A 25470-nucleotide genomic window follows, 5' to 3' on the forward strand; every position below is an offset into this window, starting at 1 on the left:
GAAAGATGGGTATTACGCGGCGGCGAACAGTTGCTGCAGTTCGCCCGACTGGTACATCTCCATCATGATGTCCGAGCCGCCGACGAATTCCCCCTTCACGTACAGCTGCGGGATGGTCGGCCAGTTCGAGAATTCCTTGATGCCTTGGCGGATTTCGTCGTCCTCGAGCACGTTGACCGTCTTGAACTGGTCGACGCCGCAGGCTTTCAGCACCTGCACGGCGCGGCCCGAAAAGCCGCACATCGGGAATTGCGCGTTGCCCTTCATGAAGAGCACGACCTGGTTTTCGTCGACGATTTGCTTGATACGTTGTTGGGTGTCCATGACTGACCTTGCGTTTGCGGGGCGTTAGAACGAAATGATAGCGGATTTCAACCGCACGGGCCGACCATCAGCCGGGCAGGCGGCCACCTGTCGTGCGTTCGATCGCGGCCAGGTCGGCGAGCGATTCGACCGCGACGAAGCCGCGCGACACGAGCAGCGCGCGTACGGCTTCGGCCTGGTCGTAGCCGTGCTCGATCCAGAGCGTGCCGCCCGGTTTCAAGTAGGCGCCGGCGCCCGCGACGATCGTGCGGATCGCGCTGAGGCCGTCGGCGTCATCGGTGAGTGCGCCGCGCGGCTCGAAACGCAGGTCGCCCTGCGCGAGATGCGGGTCGTGCTGTGCAATGTAAGGCGGGTTGCTGACGATCGTGTCGAACGCGAGCACCGGGTCGAGCGCTGCGTACCAGTCGCTTTGCAGCCAGTGCAGCGGGCCGCCGGGGCGGTGCGCGTCGAGCAGCTTGTCCGCATTGCGCTGCGCGACGTCGAGCGCGGCCGGCGAACGATCGAGCGCCCACACGCGCGCGTCGGGGCGTTCGGCCGCGATCGACACGGCGATCGCGCCGCTGCCGGTGCCGAGATCGAGCACGGCCGGATGCGGCCGTCCGTCGATCGCATCGAGCGCGGCTTCGACGAGCAGTTCGGTTTCGGGGCGCGGGATCAGCACGTCGGGCGTCACGTCGAACGGCCGGCCGAAGAATTCGCGCATGCCGACGAGCTGCGCGACCGGCTCACCGGCTATGCGACGTGCTTCGAGCGTGCGATAGCGTTCGATCGCGGCGGGCTCGAGCGGGGCGTCGCCGCGCGTGATCAGCTGCGTGCGCGTCCAGCCGAGCGCGTACGCGAGCAGCACGCGCGCATCGACCGCGTCGAGCGGCGAAGCCCGCAGCAGTTGGTCGGCGGTAACGTCGGACATCGCGGCCTCAGTCGGCGTCGCCGAGCGACGCAAGCAGTTCGGCCTGGTGTTCGGTGACGAGCGCGCCGATCAGTTCGTCGAGATCGCCGTCCATGAGTGCCTCGAGGCGATACAGCGTCAGATTGATCCGGTGATCGGTCATCCGGCCCTGCGGGAAGTTGTACGTGCGGATCCGTTCCGAGCGGTCGCCCGAGCCGATCAGGCTCTTGCGTGTCGCGGCTTCCTTCGCGTGCTGCTCGTGATACTGCTTGTCCTTGATCCGCGCGGCGAGCACCTTCAGCGCGCGATCCTTGTTCTTGTGCTGCGAGCGGTCGTCCTGGCACTCGACGACGATACCGGTCGGGATGTGCGTGACGCGCACCGCCGAGTCGGTCTTGTTGATGTGCTGGCCGCCTGCGCCCGACGCGCGGAACGTATCGATGCGCAAGTCCGCCGGATTGATTTCGATCTCGCCGATCTCGTCGGCTTCCGGCATCACCGCGACCGTACACGCGGACGTGTGGATGCGCCCCTGCGTCTCGGTCGCCGGCACGCGCTGCACGCGATGGCCGCCCGATTCGAACTTCAGGCGCGAATACGCGCCCTGGCCGGCGATCCGCACGATCACTTCCTTGTAGCCGCCGAGGTCCGACGCGCTTTCCGACATCATCTCGACCTGCCAGCGCTGGCGCTCCGCGAAGCGCAGGTACATGCGCAACAGGTCGCCCGCGAACAGCGCCGATTCGTCGCCGCCGGTGCCCGCGCGGATTTCAAGGAAGATGTTGCGGTCGTCGTTCGGGTCCTTCGGCAGCAGCATTTTCTGCAACTCGCCTTCGAGGCGGACCATGCGCTCGCGCGCGCTGCGAATCTCGTCTTCGGCGAAATCGCGCATCGACGCATCGGTGAGCAGCTCCTGCGCGGCTGTCTCGTCGCTGCGCGACTGGCGCCACAGCGCGTACTGCTCGACGACCGGGCCGAGTTCCGCGTGTTCGCGCGTCAGCTTGCGGTATTGGTCGAGGTCGGCCGTTACGTTTTCGCGGCTCAGCAGGTCGTTCAGTTCGGCCAGCCGGGTGGACAGCTGGTCGAGCTTGCGTTGCATGCTCGTCTTCATGGTGTGGAGCGACGCTCCCGGGCAAGGATATTCGGAAAGGATAGGCCGGCTCGCGGCCGGCGGCAGGGCAACCGGCCGGCGCTAGTGGCCGGACTGGTCGTTCGAGCGCGGCGCGTGCTGGTAGAAGCCGCGCATCAGGTCGATCAGCGAATCGCGATCGGCGCCGTTCACGCGATTGAGCGCGCTCGTCGGGCCGTGGATCAGCTTGTTGGTCAGCGCCTGCGACAGCGCTTCGAGGACGGCGGCCGGATCGTCGCCGCGCGCGAGCAGCTTCTGCGCTTTCTCGACTTCCGCGCGGCGCAGCGCGTCGGCCTGCGTATGCATGTGACGGATCACCGGCACGACGCTGCGCGTATCGAGCCATTGCATGAAATTCTGGACGCGCGTCTCGATGATCGTCTCGGCTTGCGCGACCGCGGCCTGGCGTGATGCGTTGCCTTCACGCACGATCGCGCCGAGATCGTCGACGGTATAGAGGAATACGTCCTTCAACTCGCCGACTTCCGGCTCGATGTCGCGCGGCACCGCAAGGTCGACCATGAAGATCGGCCGGTGGCGGCGCGCCTTCACCGCGCGCTCGACCGCGCCCAGGCCGATGATCGGCAGCGTCGACGCGGTACACGACACGATGATGTCGAATTCGTGCATGCGGGTCGGCAGATCCGACAGCGGCATCGCGCGGCCGTTGAAGCGTTCGGCAAGCCGCTGCCCGCGTTCGGCGGTGCGGTTCGCGATCACGAGTTCACGCGGGCCTTGCGCGGCGAAATGCGTGGCGCACAGTTCGATCATCTCCCCGGCGCCGATGAACAGCACGCGCTGATCCGACACCTTTTCGAAAATACGCTGCGCAAGACGGACCGCTGCGGCGGCCATCGACACCGACTGCGCGCCGATCTCGGTCGTACCGCGCACTTCCTTCGCGACGGCGAACGTGCGCTGGAACAACTGGTTCAGATAGGTGCCGAGCGCGCCGGCTTCCGTCGCGGTGCGCACCGCGTCCTTCATCTGGCCCAGAATCTGCGTTTCGCCGAGCACCATCGAATCGAGGCCCGATGCGACGCGGAACGCGTGCCGGACCGCTTCCGACTGCGGCAACGCATACACGTGCGGCGCGAGCTCGTCGACGGGAATCTGGTGATACTCGGATAGCCAGCGAATCGCGCCTTCGCGCGCGGCCCGGTCGTCGGTCGCGCAATAGAGCTCGGTGCGGTTGCAGGTCGACAGGATCGCCGCTTCAGGCGCGTTGGGCGCCTGGGGGCCGAGGAACACGTTCTTGAACGTGACGAGAGCCGGCTTGATTTGCTCGAGCGGAAACGCCACGCGTTCGCGCAGGGCGACAGGCGCAGTGTGGTGATTGATTCCGATCGTGAGGAGTTGCATATCGAGGGCTATCGTTTAGCCCCATATTATAGCGTTTCGGCGATTTCCTCACCCGCGGCATACTGAGCATCAGCGTGGCGTGGCCTCGAATTTGGGGGCTCGATCGGCACGCGATCGAGCTGATAGCCATAGCCGTAGAGCGGCAGGAGCCGGTAGCCGTGTTCGGGAAGCAGTTGCAGTTTGCTGCGCAGCCGGGACGCATGCGTGTCGAGCGTACGCGACTTCATGTCGCGGCGGCGCCCCCAGACCGTCTCGAGGATATGGGCGCGCGACACGGGCCGCGACAGGTTCGCGAACAACAATTGCGCGAAGCGGAATTCCTTCGGCGTGAGCGCGACGGCTGCGTCGCCGAAGCGCACGATGCCGTGGGTCGCATCGAACGCGTATTCTCCATACATTTCGCGCGAACGGTTCGGCGGCCGCCGCACCCCGGCGCGGCGGCTCAGCGCATTGACCCGCGCGAGCAGCTCGGGCCCGCTCACCGGGCGCACCAGGCAATCGTCGGCACCCGCGTGCAGGCAGGACACGATTTCGCTTTCGCGCGGCAGTTGCATCACGGCGATGGCCGGCAGCCCGGGCAGGACCATCTGCGCCCGTGGAATGACTTCCTCGGCCGGTTGATCGCCGGCCCAGCTGCCGGTGATCAGCATGTCGCAGGTATCGTTGGCGAGCCACGCGAAAAACGCCGCGCTGGACGAAAACGCATGACACACGTGACCGCCGGCGAAGAGCAGGCGGTTCAGGAGCGCAGCATGACGTACCTCGGGATCGATCAGGGCGATTCGCATGTGGATTTCTTCAGTACGGCTGCCGGTGCGCGCTTGCCATAATGTCGGCTCGGCCCCTACACTCGAATGTTCGCGGCGCCCGGCTGGTCCAGGGTTCGATGGATGAATCGATGCTAGCCGCTGGCAACGTTCACGCCTATGGGACGAATCTGAATTTATAGAAGGCGTCGAATGAACTGGTTTGGAATCCTTGTCCTGGGAGCGGCCGTCGGGCTGTTCGGCCGATGGCTGCATCCGATGCGGCGCACGGGGCGGCCGGCATGGTGGATCGCGGTGCTGGTCGGCATCGCGGGCGCGGTCATCGCGCGCATCGCCGGCAATCTCTCGGGACTGTTTTACGATGGCGAGACGCTCGAATGGCCGGTCTGCACCGGCGTCGCGTTCCTTGCCGTAGCCGTGACGGTCGCACTGTCGGCCCGTCGCTGAATGCCCTCAGGTGAAATCATGAATGCCCGTCTCCCCGAAGTCTCGTCGGTGCCGGCTCGCATCGCGCTGCTGCGCGGCGCGATGGTCCGCGAGGACCTGGCCGCCTATCTCGTGCCGTCCGCCGATCCTCACCTGTCCGAGTACCTGCCCGAACGCTGGCAGGCACGCCGCTGGCTGTCCGGTTTCACGGGCTCGGTCGGCACGCTGGTCGTGACTGCGGATTTCGCGGGCCTGTGGGTCGACAGCCGTTACTGGGTGCAGGCCGAGGCGCAGCTCGCGGGCACCGGCGTCCAGCTGATGAAGATGATGGGCGGCCAGCAGAGCGCGCCGCACGTCGACTGGCTCGCGCAGAATGTGCCGGCCGGTGCGACGGTCGGCGTCGACGGCGCCGTGCTCGGCGTCGCCGCGGCCCGCGCGCTGACGGCCGCGTTGAGTGCGCGCGGCATCGCGTTGCGTACCGATTGCGATCTGCTCGACGCGATCTGGCCCGAGCGGCCGGGGCTGCCCGGCGACGCCGTGTTCGAGCACGTGGCACCGCAGGCCGATGCGACGCGCGCAACCAAGCTCGCCGAAGTGCGCCGCGCGATGCACGCGCAGGGGGCGCAATGGCATTTCGTGTCGACGCTCGACGATCTCGCATGGCTGTTCAACCTGCGCGGCGCCGACGTCAACTTCAACCCCGTGTTCGTCGCGCACGCGATGATCGGTCCCGATTGCGCGACGCTGTTCGTCGCCGACGGCAAGGTGTCGCCGGCGCTCGCCGCGTCGCTCGCGCAGGACGGCGTCGAGGTCCGTGCATACGACGCGGCTCGCGCGTCGCTCGCGGCGCTGCCCGACGGTGCAACGCTGCTGATCGATCCGCGCCGCGTGACGTTCGGCACGCTCGAGGCAGTGCCGGCCGGTGTGAAGCTGGTCGAGGCCGTGAATCCGTCGACGTTCGCGAAGTCGCGCAAGACATCCGCCGAGATCGAGCACGTGCGCGTGACGATGGAGCACGACGGTGCTGCGCTCGCCGAATTCTTCGCGTGGTTCGAGCAGGCCGTGAACCGCGAGACGATCACCGAGCTGACGATCGACGAGCAACTCACGGCCGCGCGCGCCCGCCGCCCCGGCTATGTATCGCCGAGCTTTGCGACGATCGCCGGCTTCAACGCGAACGGCGCGATGCCGCACTACCGCGCAACGGCCGAGTCGCATGCAACGATCGCCGGCGACGGCCTGCTGCTCGTCGATTCGGGCGGCCAGTACACGACCGGCACGACTGACATCACGCGCGTGGTGCCGGTCGGCACGGTCAGCGACCTGCAGCGCCGCGATTTCACGATCGTGCTGAAGTCGATGATGGCGCTGTCGCGTGCACGGTTTCCGCGCGGCATCCGCTCGCCGATGCTCGACGCGATCGCGCGTGCGCCGATGTGGGCGGCCGGGCTCGACTACGGCCACGGCACCGGGCACGGCGTCGGCTATTTCCTGAACGTGCACGAAGGTCCGCAGGTCATCTCGCACTATGCGCCGGCCGAACCGTACACGGCCATGGAAGAGGGGATGATCACGTCGATCGAGCCGGGCGTGTACCGGCCCGGCAAGTGGGGCATCCGGATCGAGAACCTGGTCGTGAACCGCGCGGGCGGGCAGACCGAGTTCGGCGACTTCCTCGCGTTCGAGACGCTGACGCTGTGCCCGATCGACACGCGCTGCGTGCTGGTCGAGATGCTGCATGAGGAAGAGCGCGCGTGGCTGAACGCGTACCACGCGACGGTGCGCGAGCGCGTCGGCCGGCACGTGAGCGGCGACGCGAAGGCGTGGCTCGACGCACGCACGCAACCGATCTGACGCAACGCGCAATGCGCAACGCCGGCCGGACGACGGCCGGCACTGCTCGGCTACCGGGCGACCGTCGTGTCCGAGATCTGTATACGACGAACGAGCATGCGCATCTGTCGGCCGCGCAGATCGTCGCGCATAGTCACTTCATCTGGGAAAACAACTCGCTGTCGGGCAACGCAGTGACGCCGCGCCCGCTCGCCGACGTGCTTGCCACGGAGTTCGCATGACAATCAAGGCGGTAGTGTTCGATTTCGGTGGCGTGCTGATCGACTGGAGCCCCGAGTACCTGTACCGGCAACTGATTCCGGACGAGGTCGAGCGTCGCTGGTTTCTGACGCACGTTTGCGCGATGGAGTGGGTCGTCCGTCAGGACGGCGGCCAGACGATCGACGAAGGGACGAGCGAACTCGTCGCGAAGTTTCCCGGGCACGAGGCACTGATTCGCGCGTTCTACGCGCGCTGGCACGAGATGATCGGCGGGGTGCTCGACGACGGTGCGGCACTCGTCGAGCGGCTCGACGGGCAGGGGATGCCGCTCTTCGGGTTGACGAACTGGTCCGCGCAGACCTTCCCGTATGCATGGGACAACTTCCCGATCCTGCGGCGCTTCAAGGACATCGTCGTGTCGGGGCGCGTGAAGCTCGTGAAACCCGATCCGGCGATCTATCGCGCGATGCATGCGCGGATCGATCCGTACCTGCCGGGCATCGCGCCGCACGAACTCGTGTTCATCGACGACAACGCGAAGAACGCCGCGGCTGCGACAGCGCTCGGCTGGCACGGCATTCATCACACGAGCGCGGCGACGACCGCGGCGCGGTTGCGCGAACTGGGCGCGCTCGCATAGGGGCGGCCGCTTTCGGCATCCGGCCCGCGTTGTCGCGCGGCCGGATGTCGGGCCCACGCCGCTTAACGGCTGATCGGCTTGTAGCGCAGGCGCTTCGGCTTCGCGGCTTCCTCGCCGAGGCGCGCACGCTTGTCGGCTTCATATTCCTGGTAGTTGCCGTCGAAGAACGTGACCTGCGAATCGCCTTCGAACGCGAGGATATGCGTCGCGATCCGGTCGAGGAACCAGCGATCGTGCGAGATCACCATTACCGAGCCCGCGAATTCGAGCAGCGCATCTTCCAGCGCGCGCAGCGTTTCGACGTCGAGGTCGTTCGACGGTTCGTCGAGCAGCAGCACGTTGCCGCCGGAGATCAGCGTCTTCGCGAGGTGCAGACGGCCGCGTTCGCCGCCGGATAGGTTGCCGACGATCTTCTGCTGGTCGCCGCCCTTGAAGTTGAAGCGGCCGATGTACGCACGCGACGGCGTTTCGTACTTGCCGACCGTCAGCACGTCGGCGCCGCCCGAGATTTCCTCGAACACCGTCTTCGAGCCGTCGAGTGCGTCGCGGCTCTGGTCGACATACGCGAGCTTCACGGTCGGGCCCATCACGACCTCACCCGAATCCGGTTGTTCCTTGCCGGTCAGCATCCGGAACAGCGTCGACTTGCCGGCGCCGTTCGGGCCGATGATGCCGACGATCGCGCCGGCTGGAATCTTCAGGTTCAGGTTGTCGATCAGCAGGCGGTCGCCGAACGCCTTGCTGACGTTCTTGAACTCGATCACCTCATTGCCGAGGCGGTCGCCGACCGGAATGAAGATTTCCTGCGTTTCGTTGCGCTTCTGGTATTCCTGGCTGCTCAGCTCCTCGAAGCGGGCGATGCGCGCCTTCGACTTCGCCTGGCGGCCCTTCGGGTTCTGGCGCACCCACTCCAGTTCCTTCTTGATCGCCTTCTGGCGTGCCGATTCCGACGCTTCTTCCTGCTTCAGGCGCTCTTCCTTCTGGTCGAGCCAGCTGCTGTAGTTGCCCTTCCACGGAATGCCGTGGCCGCGGTCGAGTTCGAGAATCCACTCGGCTGCGTTGTCGAGGAAGTAGCGATCGTGGGTGACGGCGACGACGGTGCCCGGGAAGCGCACCAGGAACTGCTCGAGCCAGTCGACGGATTCGGCGTCGAGGTGGTTGGTCGGTTCGTCGAGCAGCAGCATGTCAGGCTTCTCGAGCAGCAGCTTGCACAGCGCGACGCGGCGCTTTTCGCCTCCCGACAGATGCTCGATCTTCGCGTCCCACGCCGGCAGGCGCAGTGCGTCGGCCGCCACTTCGAGCTGCTGCTCGGGGCTGCCGCCGTCGCTCGATGCGAGGATCGCTTCGTATTTCGCCTGCTCGGCCGCGAGCGCGTCGAAATCGGCGTCCGGTTCCGCATATGCGGCGTAGATCTCTTCGAGCTTCTTGTTGGCCTGGAACAGGTCGCCGAGGCCTTCCTCGACGGCTTCGCGCACCGTCTTCGTCGGGTCGAGCTGCGGCTCCTGCGGCAGGTAGCCGATGTTCAGGTTCGGCATCGGCGTCGCTTCGCCTTCGATGTCCTTGTCGACGCCCGCCATGATGCGGATCAGCGTCGACTTGCCCGAGCCGTTCAGGCCGAGCACGCCGATCTTCGCGCCGGGAAAGAACGATAGCGAGATGTCCTTCAGGATCTGGCGCTTGGGCGGCACGATCTTGCCGACCCGGTTCATCGTGAAAACGTATTGGGCCATTTGGATGTGAAAGTCAGAAATGGTTGAGACTGCCGCGCAGCGCGCGCGGGCGTGGCGGCATCGGGTGATTCGGTACGGAGCGTGCCGCGCAGGGCGCGGCGGTGTCGCCGCGTGCGGCGACGCGAGCGCGTATTGTACTTCGCCGCCGGCTGTCGCTGACACCGCACTGGCCATTCGGCCGACCCGCGTTCACAGCCACGCGGCGACGCCGCCGTGCCCCGAGCAGGTGCCGCGCCGATGGCGGCTGAAGCTGTACGCGCCGTCGCGGCAGCGCGCGCTCGCGCCGTCGGGCGCGCGTCCCGATTTCGAATGGGCCGGCGCATGCACGGTGTCGCCGTCGCGATTGCGGTACGTGTCGTGACGGTCGAGGTCGGCTTCGTTGCCGTAGCCGGGTGATGCGCGGTACGCGTGTGCCGGAGTCGGCAGTGCGGCGCATGCGACGAACAGCGCGGCCGACAGGGTCGCGATGTGCGTTGCGCGGCGCAGCAGGGCAGGCATGGTCTCTCTCCGCATGTTCTTGTCGATCGCGGGCTGGCGGCCCGCGCCGCATGTTAGCCGATCGGCAGCCTGTCGTTGTTGCCGCTACGCCGCGCCCGTCATCGATGCGGCGCCGTCGGCCCGCGCGGCGTCGAGAATCCATCTGCGGAACGCAGCGACCTTCGTGCGTTCCGCGTGATGTGGCGGATAGACGAGGTAGTAAGCGAAATCGTCGAGCCATGCGATATCGGCAAGCTGCACGAGCCGGCCGCTCGCGAGCTCGTTGCGCACCATCGCCGCCGGCAGCAGCCCGGCGCCCTGGCCGGCGAGGATCGCCTGCAGCAACAGGCCCGAATCGTCGAACGCGGGGCCGCGCGGCGGACCGAAGTCGTCGATCCGCTGCGCGTCGAACCAGATGTGCCAGCCTTTGCGCTCGGCGTCGTGCAGGTGCGGCCAGCCGGTCAGGTCGGCGGGCGTCGCCGGCATGCCCAGCCGCGCGACGAGATCGGGCGCCGCGAGCGCGACGATCTCCACCGTCAGCAGACGTTCGCTGCACAGCCCGAGGTAGCGGCCGAGGCCGTGGCGAATTGCGACGTCGACGCCGTCGCGCGAGAAATCCGCGAGTGCGTGGCTCGTGACGATCTGCAGATCGACGTCCGGGCATGCGTCGCGGAACTGCGCGAGGCGCGGCACGAGCCACGCGGACGCGAAAAACGGCGTGACGCTCACCGTCAGCACGCCGCTGTCGGCGGCGCCCGATACGCGTTGCGAGGCGTCGGCGATCTGCCGGAACGCGTTGCGCACAGGCGGCAGGTAGTCGCGGCCCGCGGCCGTCAGCAGGATGCCGCGGTTCACGCGCTCGAACAGCTCCACGCCGAGATGCGTCTCGAGCGTGCGGATCAGCTGGCTCACCGCGCCGGGCGTGACCGACAACTCCTCGGCCGCGGATTTCACCGACAGATGACGGGCGGCCGCTTCGAATGCACGCAGCGCATTCAGCGGCGGCAAGCGGGAACGTTTCATTAAGTTTTTCTAAATTGAAAGACCGACGAAATATCGTTTGAGACGATGAGCAGGCGCGAGTACCGTTGTTGCAGAAGATCGTATTGCCATGGCGAGGCTTCTCGCAGCCTGTGCGATCAACATAGTTCAACTATATCCACGACGCAAATGGACGCCGCCCGGCGGCCGGTGCGTCACCGACAGGAGCAATGTCATGAACCGCCCGCGAGCATCGCGCGTCTTCTACGGCTGGTATGTGGTGGCAGCCGCGTTCGCCGTCACGTTCGTCGGATTTGGCTGCGCGTACTCGTTCAGTGCGTTCGTCGAGTCGCTGCAGCGGGATTTCGCCGCGTCGCGCGGGCGGATCTCGCTCGTGTTTTCGCTGGCGGGCTTCCTGTATTTCGGTTTCGGCATCGTCAGCGGCCCGCTCGCCGATCGCTTCGGCTCGCGGCGGCTTGCCGTCGTCGGGATGCTGCTGACGGCCGCTGGGCTTGCGGCCGCCGGTGCCGCGCATACGCTGCTGCAGGTCTATGTCGCGTACGGGCTGGGTGTCGGCCTCGGTGTCGGCTGCGCGTACGTGCCGGCCGTCGGCGCGGTGCAACGCTGGTTCGTGCGCCGGCGTGGCTTCGCGTCGGGGCTCGCGGTCGCAGGGATCGGTGTCGGTACGCTCGTGATGCCACCGCTCGCATCCGCGCTGATTGCGCACGTCGGCTGGCGTGGCGCGTATGTCGCGCTGGCCGTGATCGCCGTTGTGGTGGGCGCGGGCATGTCGCTGTTGATCGAGAACGACCCGCGCGGGCGCGGTTTGTCGCCCGATGGCGATGCGGCGCGTGCGCCGGCGGGCGAGGATCGGCGCGGTGCCGCCGCGGCGACCGTGCGCGAGGCCGTCACGTCGCGGCCGTTCGCGAGCCTCTACGCGGCGTGCCGCGTCTGTTCGTTCGGCGTCTTCGTGCCGTTCGTGCACCTCGTGCCGTACGCGCTCGATCACGGCGTCGCGCCGTCCACGGCGGTATTGCTGCTCGGTGCGATCGGCGTGGGCAGCACGGCAGGACGCTTTTTCCTCGGCGGCCTCGCCGATCGCTTCGGTCGTCGCGCATCGCTGCTCGCGATGTTCGCCGGCATGGCCGTCGCCCTTGTCGCATGGGCCGGCGCCGGCACCGTAGCGACGCTTGCCGCGTTCGCCCTTGTATTCGGCGTGTTCTACGGCGGCTGGGTTGCCGTGCTGCCCGCCGTCGTGATGGACTACTTCGGCGGGCGCAACGTCAGCGCGATCATCGGCATTCTCTACACGAGCGTCGCGTTCGGTACGCTGATCGGGCCGGCCGCGGCCGGTTTCATCTACGACGCAGGCGGCGGCTACCTCGTGCCGATCCTTGCGAGCGCCGCCGCGAATGCGATTGCGTTCGCGATCGTTGCCGCCACCGGGCGCGCATCGGTGGCCGCGCGCGCGGCCGGTCGCTAGACGAATCAGGCGCGGCCGTCGGCTAGGCGCTGCCGGTGATTTCCGCTACGGTGGCCGGGACGTCGATCATCGACGCACGGAGGCGCATCGTGACATTCGACGAAGTCCGGCGGATCGTGCTCGCGTGGCGGGGTGTCGAGGAAGGCACGTCGTACGGCACGCCCGCACTCAGGGTGAAGGGCAAGATGCTCGCGCGCCTGCGCGAGGACGGCGACACGCTCGTCGTGAAGGGCGTCGGCCCCGATGAGCGCGCGTGGCTGATCGAATCGGAGCCCGACGTGTATTACATGACCGATCACTATGCAGGCTGGCCGATCGTGCTGGTGCGCCTGTCGGCGGCGCATCCCGACGCCGTGAAAAACCTGCTTCTGCGAGAATGGCGTGCAATCGTGCCGGCCAAGTGGCAGGACGAAGGGGCGGGCGGCGCGAACTGAGTGCGTGGTGCGGCGCGCGCTGCGGGACACGCGAACGTCACTGGTGCTACGCGATCGCGGCGATGCCGGCCGACGGCAATCGGTCGCTCCAGCGGCCCACAATCAGGGGCCAGACTGGACCAGGCGTTGCATCGTTTCGCATCGATGCAACAAGTGGTTCTATCGAAATTCTTCAATTGGTTCTTAGTGAAGAACCGTTTGATGCTTACACTCCTTCGCTTCGAAGGCGGCTGACCGACACAGCCGACGAAAAGGGCGCACGCGATGCGTCGGCGCCCCGTGCGCCGCATCGCACCCGCAGCTTCGCAGACTGCGTCGCGCACCCACCGGAACAGGCTTGATCTGGCTCCATGCCCGTATGCCGCGCACGCGCGGCGGGCAGCCGGATTCGACAACGATAACTCCCCGCGCCGCCTTCAGCGACTACCGGTCGTACCGGAACCGTTTTTTGGAGAGAGACACATGAGTGGAAGCAAGACAGGCCTCGGCACCGGTCTGAAGCAGCGTCACGTGACGATGATGTCGATTGCCGGCGTCATCGGCGCGGGCTTGTTCGTCGGCTCCGGCCATGCGATCGCGGAAGCCGGCCCGGCTTCGATCCTCGCGTATGCGATCGCGGGCGTACTGGTCGTGCTGGTGATGCGCATGCTCGGCGAGATGGCCGTTGCGCATCCGGACAGCGGTTCGTTCTCGACCTATGCCGATCGCGCGATCGGCCACTGGGCCGGCTTCTCGATCGGCTGGCTGTACTGGTGGTTCTGGGTGCTCGTGATCCCAATCGAGGCGACGGCCGCCGCTACCATTCTCAACGCGTGGTTCCCGAGCATCGCGACCTGGATCTTCGCGCTCGGCATCACGCTGCTGCTGACGATCACCAACCTTTTCTCGGTCAAGAACTACGGCGAATTCGAATTCTGGTTCGCGCTGATCAAGGTCGTCGCGATCGTCGTGTTCCTGTGCATCGGCGGAGCGGCGATCGTCGGCATCGTGCCGGCACCGGCCGTGTCGGGCGTGTCGAACCTTTTTGCGCACCACGGCTTCATGCCGAACGGCGCGAGCGCCGTGCTTGCGGCGATGCTGACGACGATGTTCTCGTTCCTCGGCACCGAGATCGTGACAATCGCGGCCGCCGAATCGGATAATCCGCAACGCCAGATCGTGCGCGCGACGAATTCGGTCATCTGGCGTATCACGCTGTTCTATCTCGGCTCGATTCTGGTCGTTGCGGCCATCGTGCCGTGGAACGATCCGCTGCTGCCGCAGCACGGCTCGTATCAGCGCGCGATGGAGCTGATCGGCATTCCGAACGCGAAGGCGATCATCGACGTGATCGTGCTCGTGTCGGTCGCGAGCTGCCTGAATTCGGCGCTGTACACCGCGTCGCGGATGCTGTTCTCGCTGTCCAAGCGCAAGGACGCGCCGGCCTTCCTGCATCGCACCGATGCGACCGGCACGCCGCGTGCGGCCGTGCTGGCATCGACCGCATTCGGTTTCCTGACCGTGATCGCGAACTACCTGATGCCGGAGCAGGTGTTCGGCTTCCTGCTGGCGACGTCGGGTGCGATTGCGCTGCTCGTGTATCTCGTGATCGCGATCTCGCAGTTGCGGATGCGCAAGACGCTCGAATCGAGCGGCGCGGACCTGACGCTGCGGATGTGGCTGTTCCCGTGGCTCACGTGGGCTGTAATCCTGTTCATCTGCGGCACGCTGACCGTGATGTTCGTCAGCGAGGAGCACCGGATGGAAGTCGGTGCGACGGCCGTGCTCGCGCTGATCGTGCTGTTTGCTTCGTGGCTGAACAAACGCGGCCGCGACGCGCAAGCGGGTGCGGGGCGGCGGGTGTCGGCGATGTAACGACGACGTGACGGAGCGGCGGCTGCTCTGAGCGTTCGCTGCCGGCCGGCGCGGGGGGGCCCGCCGTGAAATGGCCCGATCGGCATGTGCCGGTCGGGCCATTTGTCTTTCGCGAGTAAGCAGATGTGCTTGCCCCTGGCGATGCAGGCCGTTCCGCAACATGGCGTGTCATCGACATCTGGACTTACAAAAATCGAACTCGTCTGATTTCATCGGCACGGCAACGGCAACTTCATACATTGTTTGCTTCGACAACCGAAGTGAATGATGAAGTCGACTCGCGATTAGCGGTCGTGCCGGGAGGGTGACCGATGGCGAATGAGAGCATGCGCTTGAGTGAAGCGGGCTGGTCCGCGCTGCGTTCGGCGAATCAGAGCGATGATGCTGGCGTGGTGTTCACACATGAGTCAGCTCGTCTGGATTCAGCCGCGAGACGAGAACGGGCGTTTCCTGGCACCCGTCCGTTCGAACGGCCTTGCCAATCGGCATCGGCTCGAATCGGCGCCGTTTCAGCCACAACAGAGGGCGCAGTGGGACGGGCCATGATCGGTTTGTTCGTGCTGGTGTCGACGAATGCATTTGCCGGTCCGGCGCCAGCCGACAATTTTAAAGCCAGGCGGTAGTTCCGCTGGCCCGCTTGATCCCTTGCTCCACTTGGTACCTCTTCGCTTCGGCGAAAAAGTGTCAACCTATTTCAGGACGGGTTAGCGGAATGAAAAAAGACCCGCTACTTCAGCGGGCCTTTCCTGGGTGCGGCGACACTGCGAGAAGCAGTGTCTGTCGATGCATCAGACGTTGAACAGGAAGTTCATCACATCCCCGTCGTGCACGACGTATTCCTTCCCTTCGGCGCGCATCTTGCCGGCTTCCTTCGCACCCTGTTCGCCCTTGTACGTGACGAAGTCGTCGAACGCGATCGTCTGCGCGCGAATGAAGCCGCGCTCGAAGTCGGTGTGGATCACGCCTGCCGCTTGCGGTGCGGTGTCGCCGATATGGATCGTCCACGCGCGCACTTCCTTCACGCCGGCGGTGAAGTAGGTTTGCAGGCCGAGCAGCTTGAAGCCCGCGCGGATCACGCGGTCGAGGCCCGGCTCTTCCATGCCCATGTCGGCGAGGAATGCTTCCTTGTCGGCATCGTCGAGATCGGCGATTTCCGCTTCGATGGCCGCGCATACCGCGACGACCGGCGAATTCTCGCTTTCCGCGTACTTGCGCACCACGTCGAGGTGCGGGTTGTTCTCGAAGCCGTCATCCTTCACGTTCGCGACGTACATCGCCGGCTTCGCGGTGATCAGGCAGAACGGCTTGAGCAGCGCCTGCTCGTCGTCCGACAGATCGAGGCCGCGCACGGCCTTGCCCTGGTCGAGGTGCGCGCGCACCCTCTCGAGCACCGCGGCGAGCTTCACCGCTTCCTTGTCGTTGCCCGACTTCGCAGCCTTCGAGTAGCGCGTGAGCGCCTTCTCGACGGTGCCGAGGTCGGCGAGCGCGAGTTCGGTGTTGATCACTTCGATGTCGTCGATCGGGCTGACCTTGCCGGCGACGTGGATGACGTTGTCGTCCTCGAAGCAGCGCACGACGTGCGTGATCGCATCGGTTTCACGGATGTTCGCGAGGAACTGGTTGCCGAGGCCTTCACCCTTGCTCGCGCCCGCGACGAGGCCCGCGATGTCGACGAATTCGACGACGGCCGGCACGACGCGCTCGGGCTTCACGATTTCGGACAGCGCCTTCAGGCGCGTGTCGGGCACCTCGACGATGCCGACGTTCGGCTCGATCGTGCAGAACGGGTAGTTCTCGGCGGCGATGCCGGCCTTGGTCAGCGCATTGAACAGGGTGGACTTGCCGACGTTGGGCAAGCCGACGATGCCGCATTTGAGGCTCATGGAATCCTTCGAACGGGTGAGGCGGCGCGGCCGGACAATGCACGGCGGCGCGGGAAAATAGGGACGGCCGGCGCTTGGGGCGCGGCGAGCCGACGTTCAGAGGCGCTATTGTACCGTGCCGGCGCACCGGTTTCCGGGCTCGACCCGAACGGCCGATGCGACGGGCCGCCGCGCTGCCGGCCGCGCCCGCGATTCTGCTGATTTCCCGCAAAGTCCGGCCGCGTAAGGGATTGGCCCCGCAGCTATAATGCCCGCCATGACTGCCCACCCTATCTTCGACGTCGCCGTGGTCGGCGGCGGGCTCGTCGGCAAGACAGCCGCGCTCGCGCTGACCCAGTCCGGCTACAAGACCGCGTTGCTGGCACAGCCGGCCGCGCCGCGCCCCGCCGATCTCGCGTTCGACACGCGCATCTATGCCCTGTCGTCCAGCTCGCAGGCATTGCTGGAGCGGCTGCGGGTCTGGCAGGCGCTGGACCACGGCCGGCTTGCGCCGGTGTACGACATGCGCGTGTACGGCGATGCGCACGCGGAACTGCATTTCTCCGCGTACCAGGCGTCCGTGCCGCAACTCGCGTGGATTGCCGAATCGTCGCTGATCGAGGCGTCCCTCGATGCCGCGCTGCGGTTCCAGCCGAATCTCACGTGGTTCGATGCGCGTGCGCAAGGCTTCGACGTGCGCAACGACGCGGCCGTGCTCACGCTGTCGTCGGGGCAGGTGCTCGAAGCGGACCTCGTGGTCGGCGCGGACGGTGCCCATTCGTGGGTGCGTTCCCAAATGGGGGCCAAGATCGAGCGGCGCGATTACCGGCAGACGGGCATCGTCGCGAACTTCAAGGCGTCGCTGCCGCACCGCGAGACGGCCTGCCAGTGGTTTCATGAAGGCGAGATCATTGCGCTGTTGCCGTTGCCGGACGGCCATGTGTCGCTCGTGTGGTCCGCGCACACCGCGCACGCGGATGAACTGCTCGCGCTCGATCCCGCGCAACTCGCTGCCGAAGTCGAGCGCGTGTCGCACGGCCAGGTCGGCACGCTCGAATGCGTGACGCCGGCCGCCGGCTTCCCGCTCGCGCTGCAGACCGTCGACAAGCTGATCGCCCCGCGCGTCGCGCTCGTCGGCGATGCCGCGCACCTGATCCACCCGCTCGCCGGGCAAGGGATGAACCTCGGGCTGCGGGACGTCGCGGCGCTCGCCGATGCGATCGCAAACAAGGAAAGCTTCCGCAACCTCGGCGATACCGTGCTGCTGCGCCGCTACGAGCGTTCGCGCCGCGAGGACATCCGCGCGCTGATGGTCGCGACCGACGGGCTGCAGCGGCTGTTCGCGGTGCCGGGTTCGTTCGCGAAGGCGGTGCGCAACGCGGGCATGGCGTTCGTCGGCGCGCAACCGCTCGTGAAGCGCTGGCTCGTGTCGGCCGCGCTCGGTTGAGCGAACCTTCACGCACGGTGCCGGTCGGACAGGGTTCCGTTACGGCGTACACTGTGCCGTGCACTCCGATTGAGCTGAAGGAACGACTGGATGAAAAAAACTATCCGCATCGCGTCGCTGGCGCTGGCCGTCACGATGGCGACGCTTGGCTGCACCGCGCAGGCCGACCAAACCACCGACAAGCTGAAAGCGACGCTGCAAGCGCGTCTGGGCAGCGACGCACCGGTCAAGAGCGTGTCGAAATCGCCGGTCGCGGGGCTGTACGAAGTGAACCTCGGCTCGCAGATCATCTATAGCGATGCAGCCGGCGACTACGTGCTGCTCGGCGATCTCGTCGACACCAGGACGCACAAGAACCTGACCGACGCGCGCCTGTCCGATCTCAACAGGATCGACTTCACGAGCCTGCCGTTCGCGAACGCGATCAAGGTCGTCAAGGGCAATGGCGCGCGCAAGATCGCGGTGTTCTCCGATCCGAACTGCCCGTACTGCAAGCGGCTCGAGACGACGCTGCAGTCGATCGACAACGTGACCGTCTACACGTTCCTGTACCCGGTGCTGTCGCCGGATTCGACCTTGAAGTCGAAGGCGATCTGGTGCGCGACCGATCGCGCGAAAACCTGGCAGAGCTGGATGCTCGACCATCGCACGCCGTCCGGTGCCGGCAACTGCGATACCAGCGCGCTCGACAAGAATCTCGCGCTCGGCCGCGGGATGAACGTCACGGGCACGCCGACGATTTTCTTGCCCGACGGCCGCCGCCTGCCGGGCGCGGTGTCGGCCGAGCAGCTCAACCAGGCGCTCGCGTCGAGCAAGTAACCGACCGACAAGCCGGGCCGCATGGTCTGGCCAGCGAGGGGCGCCCGCGGTACCTGCCGGCGCCTCTCTTCGTTTCCGCCGCCGTATTCCGTTCGATTTTCGACCGATTGCCACGATGACCCAGCCGATCCGCTATTCGATTGTCCCGAAAGATCTCGCCGCGCACCTGTTCGAAGTGTCGGTGACGGTTGCCGATCCCGATCCCGAGGGCCAGTGCTTCTCGCTGCCGGTGTGGATTCCGGGCAGCTATCTCGTGCGCGAGTTCGCGCGCAACATCGTGACGCTCGCCGCGTTCAACGACGCCGGTCGCAAGGTGCGGATCGCGAAGACCGACAAGAACACGTGGCAGGCCGCGCCGGTGAACGGCACGCTGACGCTGCGCTACGACGTGTACGCGTGGGACCTGTCGGTGCGCTCCGCCTATCTCGACGAATCGGGAGGCTTCTTCAACGCGACGGCCGTGTTCCTGAGCGTCGCCGGCCGCGAGGATGCGCCGTGCGAAGTCGACATCGCGAAGCCGGCCGGCCCGGCATTCCGCACGTGGCGCGTCGGCACCTCGCTGCCCGAGGCGCGCGGCACCAAACGCTACGGTTTCGGCGCGTATCGCGCATCGAACTACGACGAGCTCACCGACCATCCGGTGACGATCGGCGAATTTGCGCTGGCGACGTTCGATGCGCACGGCGTGCCGCACGACATCGTGATCGCCGGGCGCGTGACGCAACTCGACATGGAGCGGCTGCGCGCCGACCTGAAGCGCGTATGCGAAGCGCAGATCGCACTGTTCGAGCCGAAATCGAAGCAAGCGCCGATGGAGCGCTACGTGTTCATGACGCTCGCGGTCAGCGACGGTTACGGCGGCCTCGAGCATCGCGCATCGACCGCGCTGATCTGCAATCGCACCGATCTGCCGGTGAAGGGGCGGCCCGAAACGACGGAAGGCTATCGCACGTATCTCGGCCTCTGCAGCCACGAGTACTTCCATACGTGGAACGTGAAGCGCATCAAGCCGGCCGCGTTCGTACCGTACGACCTCGCGCGGGAAAACTACACGTCGCTGCTGTGGCTGTTCGAGGGCTTCACGTCGTATTACGACGACCTGATGCTCGTGCGCAGCGGGCTGATGTCGCAGGACGAATATTTCGCGGCGCTCGGCCGCACGGTCGGCGGCGTGCTGCGCGGCACCGGGCGCCTGAAGCAGAGCGTCGCGGACAGCTCGTTCGACGCGTGGATCAAGTACTACCGCCAGGACGAAAACGCGACCAACGCGATCGTCAGCTACTACACGAAGGGTTCGCTGGTCGCGCTCGCGTTCGATCTCGCGATTCGCGCACAGACCCGCAACCGCAAGTCGCTCGACGACGTGATGCGTCTGCTGTGGCAACGTTACGGCCGCGATTTCTATCGCGGCAAGCAGGCGGGCGTCGAGGAAAACGAGGTCGAGACGCTGATCGAGGAAGCGACGGGCGTCACGCTCGGCCGCCTGTTCGCCGACGCCGTGCACGGCACGCGCGACCTGCCGCTTGGCGAACTGCTCGCGCCGTTCGGCGTGACGCTCACGCCCGAACTCGCGCACGGTGCGGCCGCAAAGCCGACCATCGGCGCACGCCTGCGCGGCGGCGCGGACTGCACGCTGGCGGCCGTCTACGAAGGCGGCGCAGCGCATCGCGCCGGACTGTCGGCGGGCGATACGCTGATCGCGCTCGACGGGCTGCGCGTCACGGGCACGAACCTCGACACGCTGCTTGCGCGCTACCGGCCGGGCGACAAGGTCGAGATCCACGCATTCCGTCGCGACGAGCTGCGGACCGCCAAACTGAAGCTGGACGGGCCGGAAGTCACACGCTACCGGCTGACGGCGGCGGCGAAACCGGCCGCCGCATACAAGGCCCGGGAAGCCTGGCTGAAGGGCTGAGCGCGGAGGGCGGGTTTCGGGGCGCGACCACGGATTGTTCTGCTGCTGCAACAATCCGTCGCCCGCAACCCGCTTTTTCGCGGCCATGCGGACACGCACAATGGCTTCACTCGCGCTACCGAAGCGCAACCTAACTGGAGCCTGACATGACGACCATTCTGCAAATCAATTCCGCCGCGCGCTCGCAAGGTGCGCAGTCCACGCTGCTGTCCAACGAACTGACGGCAAAGCTGCAACAATCGAACCCCGGTTCGAAGGTCGTGGTTCGCGACCTGCTGACTGACGCGCTGCCGCACCTTGACGAATCGGTGCTCGGCGCGTTCTTCACGCCGGCCGACAAGCGTAGCGCGGAACAGAATGCGATCGTCGCGAAGAGCGATGCGCTGATCGCCGAACTGCAAGCCGCCGACATCATCGTGATTGGCGCACCGATGTACAACTTCGGCGTGTCGTCGCAGCTGAAGACGTATTTCGACTGGATCGCACGTGCCGGCGTCACGTTCCGCTACACCGAGAACGGTCCGGAAGGCCTGATCAAGGGCAAGAAGGTTCACGTGGTGACGGCACGCGGCGGCAAGTACCTGGGTACGCCGAACGACAGCCAGACGCCGTACCTGCGCTCGTTCCTCGGCTTCATCGGCCTGACCGACGTGAACTTCATCCACGCAGAAGGCCTGAACCTCGGGCCGGATGCGCAGAGCGCCGCGCTTGCCAGCGCACGCGAAGCCATCGCTGCAGCGTAAGGTCGATGCGGGTGCGTCGCACCCGTTGAGTCGCCCGGTGAAAAAAACGCCGCGTCCCGAAAGGGGCGCGGCGTTTTTGCGTGGTGCGGCGAAAGCCGAATGCTGAAAAGCGGGGAGACCGCTACGCGAGCGTTTCGGCCACTTCCGGCAGGCGCCAGTCGATCGGCGAGCGGCCAGCTTTGACGAGATAGTCGTTCGCAAGCGCGAAGTGGCGGCATCCGAGGAAGCCGCGGTGCGCGGACAGCGGTGACGGATGCGGTGCCTCGAGCACGCAATGCGCGCTCGCATCGAACAGTGCGCGTTTCGCCTGCGCATGCGCACCCCACAGCATGAACACGAGCCCGCGATGACGGCCGGCGAGTTCGCGGATCAGCGTGTCCGTGCATTGTTCCCAGCCGCGCTTCGCATGGCTCGCGGCCGCGCCGCGCTCGACCGTCAGCACGGTGTTGAGCAGCAGCACGCCCTGGCGCGCCCAAGTGTCGAGGCAACCGTGACGCGGCGTGTCGTGGCCGAAATTCGCGGCGATTTCCTTGAAGATGTTGCGCAGCGACGGCGGCGTGCGGACTGCCGGCGGCACCGAGAACGCAAGGCCATGCGCCTGCGGCGTGCCGCGGTCGTCGCCGTGGTAAGGGTCCTGGCCGAGGATCACGATCTTCACGTCGTCCGGGCTCGTCAGGCGCAGCGCGCGGAACACGTCGGTCGGGTAGACCGTTTTGCCGGCCGCGCGCTCGTCGTCGACGAAGCGGCACAGCGGCGTGTATGCGTCGCTGTCGGTGAAGGGTTTCAGCACGTCGCGCCAGACGGCCGGCAGCGCGTCGAATTGGGCGGCGAGGTGCGGGACGTCCACGGCGGCAGGGCGCGCAGCGGGAGTCGGGGCGGCTGCCGCGGCTTTCTTCGCCGGCTTGCGCGCAGTTGACAGCGGCTCGGACGGCGGAGCGGGAACATCGTCGCGTGCCGTTTCCGGCACGAGATCGTCGAACAGCGACGCCTGCTGCGGCGTGCGGAGAGTCTTGCGGGTTGCCATGCGTGATGCGTGTTTATTGCGCGCGCAGCCGGTAGCCGCGCTGCGCCTTGCTGATGTTTTCGGGGGTGAGGCCCGGCAGCGCTTGCTGCAGTTCGGCGGCGAGCGTCGCGAGCGCCGCTTCCGGGCCGTCGATCAGTTCGAGTTCGATTTCACTGATCGGTTCGCGGCGCGTGTCGTTGTCTGTCTGGACGACGATCTCGCCGACGTCCACCGCGGCTTCGACGGTTGCGCCGGCGATTGCGATACGCCACAGCGTACGCGAAAAATCCGTCCGGAACAGCGCGTGCAGCGCGGTTGCCGCGTCGCGCAGCGCGATGGCGGCCTCCGGCACGTCACATGCGGCGACGAGCGCGTCGATTTCGAGCGCGTCGCCGGCGACCGGCAGTTCCCATTCATGGCGGCGATGCAGGCCGGCTTGCGCGCTGCCGACCGTCTTGAACGTCTGCAGCCAGCCGTGCGGCGTGCGGCGCACGCGCACCGCGCTCTTCGAACGGGCGAGCGCGAGATCGGGCGTGTCGTAGTAGACGTTCGCGAGTGCGATGACGTCGCCCGGTTCGCCGGTCAGCGTCTCGAAAAAGCGTCGCGCCGCGTCGGCCTGGCCGGCCGGCAGCGCGAGCTTGATTTCCTTTTCGATCGCCATCAGAAAAACATCCGCGCGAGCTCTTCGCCCGGTTGCTCGGCACGCATGAACGCTTCGCCGACGAGGAACGCGTTGACGTTCGCCGCGCGCATCGTGTCGACGTCGGTCCGCGACAGGATGCCCGACTCGGTCACGACCATCCGGTCTGCCGGAATCATGTCGAGCATGTCGAGCGTGGTCTGGATCGTCGTCTCGAACGTACGCAGGTTGCGGTTGTTGATGCCGAGCAGCGGCGTCTTCAGCGTCAGCGCCTGTTCCATCTCGTTGCGATCGTGTACTTCCACGAGCACCGCGAGGCCGAGCGAGTGGGCATACGCTTCGAGTTCCTGCATCAGCGGCGTGTCGAGCGCGGCCGCGATCAGCAGGATCGCGTCGGCGCCCATCGCGCGCGCTTCGAGGATCTGGTACGCATCGACGATGAAGTCCTTGCGCAGCACCGGCAGCATACAGGCCGCACGTGCTTCCTGCAGATAGCGGACGCTGCCCTGGAAGAACTGTTCGTCGGTCAGCACCGACAGGCACGCGGCGCCGTGCGTCGCATACGAGCGTGCGATGTCGGCCGGCACGAAATGCTCGCGCAGCACGCCTTTCGACGGGCTCGCCTTCTTGACTTCCGCGATCACTGCCGCGTTGCCGGCCGCGTTCTTCGCGCGCAGTGCGCCGACGAAATCGCGCAGATCGCGCGCGGATGCTTCCAGTTTCAGTGCCTCGAGCGGCGTGCTGCGCATGGCCGCCGCGACTTCTTCGCGCTTGACGGCAATGATTCGGTCGAGAATGTCGCTCATGTGGGTTCCTGCCTGATTCGTAAGGGGAGTCAACGCTTGAACTGCTGCGTGAAGCGCACGAGTTCGTCGACCTTCGCGCGAGCCTTGCCGCTCGCGATTGCTTCGCGGGCGAGCTGGATGCCGTCTGCGATCGATTCCGCGATATTGGCCGCATAGAGCGCGGTGCCCGCGTTCAGCGTGACGATCTCGCGTGCGACGCCCGGCTGGTTGTCCAGCGCGCCGAGCAGCATCGTGCGCGATTCCTCGGCATTTTCGACCTTCAGCGTGCGGTTCGACACCATCTGCAGGCCGAAGTCCTCCGGATGGATTTCGTATTCGTGCACCTTGCCGTCGCGCAATTCGCCGACGAGCGTCGCGGCGCCGAGCGACACTTCGTCCATTCCGTCCTTGCCGTACACGACGAGCACGTGCTGCGCGCCCAGACGCTGCATCACGCGGACCTGAATGCCGACGAGGTCGGGGTGGAACACGCCCATCAGCTGGTTCGGCGCGCCGGCCGGGTTGGTCAGTGGGCCGAGGATGTTGAAGATCGTCCGCACGCCGAGTTCGCGGCGCACGGCCGCGATGTTCTTCATCGCCGGATGATGGTTGGGCGCGAACATGAAGCCCATGCCGGTTTCGGCGATCGACGCGGCCACCTGGTCGGGCTGCAGGTCGATGTTCACGCCGAGCGCCTCGAGCACGTCGGCGCTGCCGGACTTGCTCGATACGCCGCGGTTGCCGTGCTTCGCGACCTTCGCGCCGGCCGCTGCAGTGATGAACATCGACGCGGTCGAGATGTTGAACGTGTGCGCGCCGTCGCCGCCCGTGCCGACGATGTCGACGAAGTTCGAGTTGTCCTGCACTTCGACGTGATGCGCGAATTCGCGCATCACGGTCGCGGCGGCGGCGATCTCGCCGATCGTCTCCTTCTTCACGCGCAATCCGGTGATGATCGCGGCCGCCATCACGGGTGACATGTCGCCGCGCATGATGAGCCGCATCAGGTGCAGCATCTCGTCGTGGAAGATTTCGCGGTGTTCGATCGTGCGTTGCAGCGCTTCCTGCGGGGTAATCGTCATCGTGCGTCTCCCGTCAGGCGGCCGGCGCGGCCGCACGGGACGCTGCGCGATGCTGCTTCAGGAAATTCTCGAGCAGCGCATGGCCGTGCTCGGAGAGAATCGATTCCGGGTGGAACTGCACGCCTTCGATAGGCAGCGCCTTGTGACGCACGCCCATGATTTCGCCGTCTTCGGTCCATGCGGATACCTCGAGGCAGTCGGGCAGCGATTCGCGTTCGATCGCGAGCGAGTGATAGCGCGTGACGTCGAAATGCTTCGGCAAATCCGCGAACACGCCACGGCAATCCGTTTCGATCCGGCTTACCTTGCCGTGCATGATGGTCTTCGCGCGCACGACGCGGCCGCCGAATGCTTCGCCGATCGCCTGATGGCCGAGGCAGACGCCGAGGATCGGCTTCTTGCCCGCGAATTCGCGCAGCACATCGAGCGTGATGCCCGCATGCTGCGGGTTGCTCGGGCCCGGCGACAGGCAGATGGTGTCGGGATTCAGGCGCGCGATGTCGTCGAGCGTGATTTCGTCGTTGCGGTACGTATGCACGTCCTCGCCCAGTTCGCCGAAGTACTGGACCAGGTTGTAGGTGAACGAGTCGTAGTTGTCGATCATGAGCAGCATGGTCAGTCTC

At 66.3% G+C, this 25470-nt stretch carries 24 protein-coding genes and 1 pseudogene; 11 read left to right on the plus strand and 14 right to left on the minus strand.

The genetic code is table 11. The features are described from left to right. Positions 1-12 precede the first annotated feature (12 nt). The 5 genes from grxD to J7024_RS13235 form a co-directional block, all read right to left on the minus strand. Entirely contained in the window at positions 13-324 is a 312-nt protein-coding gene (grxD, locus tag J7024_RS13215; protein WP_006753626.1) for a Grx4 family monothiol glutaredoxin, read from the minus strand. Positions 325-391: 67 nt separating this feature from the next. Further along, positions 392-1234, minus strand: a complete 843-nt coding sequence (gene prmC, locus J7024_RS13220) for a peptide chain release factor N(5)-glutamine methyltransferase (protein ID WP_124828614.1) — start codon at positions 1232-1234, stop codon at positions 392-394. 7 nt (positions 1235-1241) lie between these two features. Further along, entirely contained in the window at positions 1242-2324 is a 1083-nt protein-coding gene (gene prfA, locus J7024_RS13225) for a peptide chain release factor 1 (RefSeq protein ID WP_124828613.1), read from the minus strand. A gap of 81 nt (positions 2325-2405) precedes the next feature. Continuing rightward, positions 2406-3704: a glutamyl-tRNA reductase gene (gene hemA / locus J7024_RS13230; protein ID WP_124828612.1), complete on the minus strand. Its 1299-nt coding sequence runs from the start codon at positions 3702-3704 to the stop codon at positions 2406-2408. Between the two features lie 26 nt (positions 3705-3730). After that, complete coding sequence (locus tag J7024_RS13235; RefSeq protein WP_124828611.1) at positions 3731-4492, minus strand: response regulator transcription factor; 762 nt, start codon at positions 4490-4492, stop codon at positions 3731-3733. Between the two features lie 171 nt (positions 4493-4663). On the opposite strand from J7024_RS13235, the gene J7024_RS13240 reads away from it, so the two are divergent. From J7024_RS13240 to J7024_RS13255, 4 genes and pseudogenes are all read left to right on the plus strand, one after another. Next, positions 4664-4918 (plus strand): hypothetical protein, encoded by a 255-nt coding sequence (locus tag J7024_RS13240; RefSeq protein ID WP_096504391.1) that lies wholly within the window; start codon positions 4664-4666, stop codon positions 4916-4918. An 18-nt stretch (positions 4919-4936) separates the two neighbouring features. Further along, on the plus strand, positions 4937-6751 hold the full coding sequence (locus J7024_RS13245; protein ID WP_124828610.1) for an aminopeptidase P family protein: 1815 nt from the start codon (positions 4937-4939) through the stop codon (positions 6749-6751). Positions 6752-6763: 12 nt separating this feature from the next. Further along, positions 6764-6972: pseudogene (locus J7024_RS13250) on the plus strand (cysteine hydrolase); the annotation flags it as partial. Beyond that, positions 6969-7592 carry an HAD family hydrolase gene (locus tag J7024_RS13255; protein WP_124828609.1) on the plus strand — a complete coding sequence of 208 codons (624 nt, stop codon included), beginning with the start codon at positions 6969-6971 and terminating at the stop codon, positions 7590-7592. The pseudogene J7024_RS13250 and the gene J7024_RS13255, both read left to right, overlap by 4 nt. Positions 7593-7654: 62 nt before the next feature. Here J7024_RS13255 and ettA read toward each other — a convergent pair whose 3' ends face one another. The 3 genes from ettA to gcvA all read right to left on the minus strand — a co-directional run bounded on the left by ettA (position 7655) and on the right by gcvA (position 10822). Further along, positions 7655-9322 (minus strand): energy-dependent translational throttle protein EttA, encoded by a 1668-nt coding sequence (ettA, locus tag J7024_RS13260; protein ID WP_059236395.1) that lies wholly within the window; start codon positions 9320-9322, stop codon positions 7655-7657. A gap of 189 nt (positions 9323-9511) precedes the next feature. Further along, positions 9512-9820, minus strand: a complete 309-nt coding sequence (locus J7024_RS13265; RefSeq protein ID WP_124828608.1) for a DUF3761 domain-containing protein — start codon at positions 9818-9820, stop codon at positions 9512-9514. Positions 9821-9904: 84 nt separating this feature from the next. Then, entirely contained in the window at positions 9905-10822 is a 918-nt protein-coding gene (gcvA, locus tag J7024_RS13270; protein ID WP_175751112.1) for a transcriptional regulator GcvA, read from the minus strand. A 193-nt stretch (positions 10823-11015) separates the two neighbouring features. Here gcvA and J7024_RS13275 point away from each other — a divergent pair, with 193 nt between their 5' ends. The 3 genes from J7024_RS13275 to gabP all read left to right on the plus strand — a co-directional run bounded on the left by J7024_RS13275 (position 11016) and on the right by gabP (position 14551). Then, complete coding sequence (locus tag J7024_RS13275) at positions 11016-12263, plus strand: MFS transporter (protein ID WP_234745115.1); 1248 nt, start codon at positions 11016-11018, stop codon at positions 12261-12263. Positions 12264-12352: 89 nt separating this feature from the next. Beyond that, the gene (locus J7024_RS13280) at positions 12353-12697 is read left to right on the plus strand and encodes an MmcQ/YjbR family DNA-binding protein (protein WP_124828605.1); all 345 of its coding nucleotides are present in this window, start codon (positions 12353-12355) and stop codon (positions 12695-12697) included. A gap of 462 nt (positions 12698-13159) precedes the next feature. Continuing rightward, positions 13160-14551 carry a GABA permease gene (gene gabP / locus J7024_RS13285; RefSeq protein WP_175786984.1) on the plus strand — a complete coding sequence of 464 codons (1392 nt, stop codon included), beginning with the start codon at positions 13160-13162 and terminating at the stop codon, positions 14549-14551. Positions 14552-15339: 788 nt separating this feature from the next. Here gabP and ychF read toward each other — a convergent pair. Further along, on the minus strand, positions 15340-16434 hold the full coding sequence (ychF, locus tag J7024_RS13290; protein WP_124828603.1) for a redox-regulated ATPase YchF: 1095 nt from the start codon (positions 16432-16434) through the stop codon (positions 15340-15342). A gap of 247 nt (positions 16435-16681) precedes the next feature. On the opposite strand from ychF, the gene J7024_RS13295 reads away from it, so the two are divergent. From J7024_RS13295 to J7024_RS13310, 4 genes are all read left to right on the plus strand, one after another. After that, positions 16682-17860 carry a UbiH/UbiF family hydroxylase gene (locus tag J7024_RS13295; RefSeq protein ID WP_124828602.1) on the plus strand — a complete coding sequence of 393 codons (1179 nt, stop codon included), beginning with the start codon at positions 16682-16684 and terminating at the stop codon, positions 17858-17860. Between the two features lie 90 nt (positions 17861-17950). After that, positions 17951-18679, plus strand: coding sequence for a DsbC family protein (locus J7024_RS13300; protein ID WP_124828601.1), 729 nt, complete (start codon positions 17951-17953; stop codon positions 18677-18679). A 115-nt stretch (positions 18680-18794) separates the two neighbouring features. Further along, positions 18795-20594 (plus strand): M61 family metallopeptidase, encoded by a 1800-nt coding sequence (locus tag J7024_RS13305; protein WP_175752594.1) that lies wholly within the window; start codon positions 18795-18797, stop codon positions 20592-20594. A gap of 146 nt (positions 20595-20740) precedes the next feature. Next, entirely contained in the window at positions 20741-21337 is a 597-nt protein-coding gene (locus J7024_RS13310) for an FMN-dependent NADH-azoreductase (RefSeq protein ID WP_124828599.1), read from the plus strand. A 121-nt stretch (positions 21338-21458) separates the two neighbouring features. Here the strand turns inward: J7024_RS13310 and J7024_RS13315 are convergent, their stop codons facing one another. The 5 genes from J7024_RS13315 to J7024_RS13335 are packed head-to-tail and all read right to left on the minus strand — an operon-like array spanning position 21459 to position 25460. Then, positions 21459-22361: a uracil-DNA glycosylase gene (locus J7024_RS13315; protein ID WP_234745116.1), complete on the minus strand. Its 903-nt coding sequence runs from the start codon at positions 22359-22361 to the stop codon at positions 21459-21461. 13 nt (positions 22362-22374) lie between these two features. Further along, a complete protein-coding gene (locus J7024_RS13320; RefSeq protein WP_124828597.1) occupies positions 22375-23001 on the minus strand; it encodes a CYTH domain-containing protein in 627 nt (208 codons plus the stop codon). Continuing rightward, positions 23001-23786 carry an indole-3-glycerol phosphate synthase TrpC gene (gene trpC, locus J7024_RS13325; protein WP_124828596.1) on the minus strand — a complete coding sequence of 262 codons (786 nt, stop codon included), beginning with the start codon at positions 23784-23786 and terminating at the stop codon, positions 23001-23003. Before trpC ends, J7024_RS13320 begins: the two co-directional genes overlap by 1 nt. 29 nt (positions 23787-23815) lie before the next feature. Next, the gene (gene trpD, locus J7024_RS13330) at positions 23816-24847 is read right to left on the minus strand and encodes an anthranilate phosphoribosyltransferase (RefSeq protein ID WP_124828595.1); all 1032 of its coding nucleotides are present in this window, start codon (positions 24845-24847) and stop codon (positions 23816-23818) included. A gap of 13 nt (positions 24848-24860) precedes the next feature. Further along, positions 24861-25460, minus strand: coding sequence for an aminodeoxychorismate/anthranilate synthase component II (locus J7024_RS13335; RefSeq protein ID WP_124828594.1), 600 nt, complete (start codon positions 25458-25460; stop codon positions 24861-24863). Positions 25461-25470: the final 10 nt, after the last annotated feature.

The sequence above is a fragment of the Burkholderia sp. WTPI3 genome (assembly GCF_021483755.1).
In the GTDB taxonomy this organism is placed as follows: domain Bacteria; phylum Pseudomonadota; class Gammaproteobacteria; order Burkholderiales; family Burkholderiaceae; genus Burkholderia.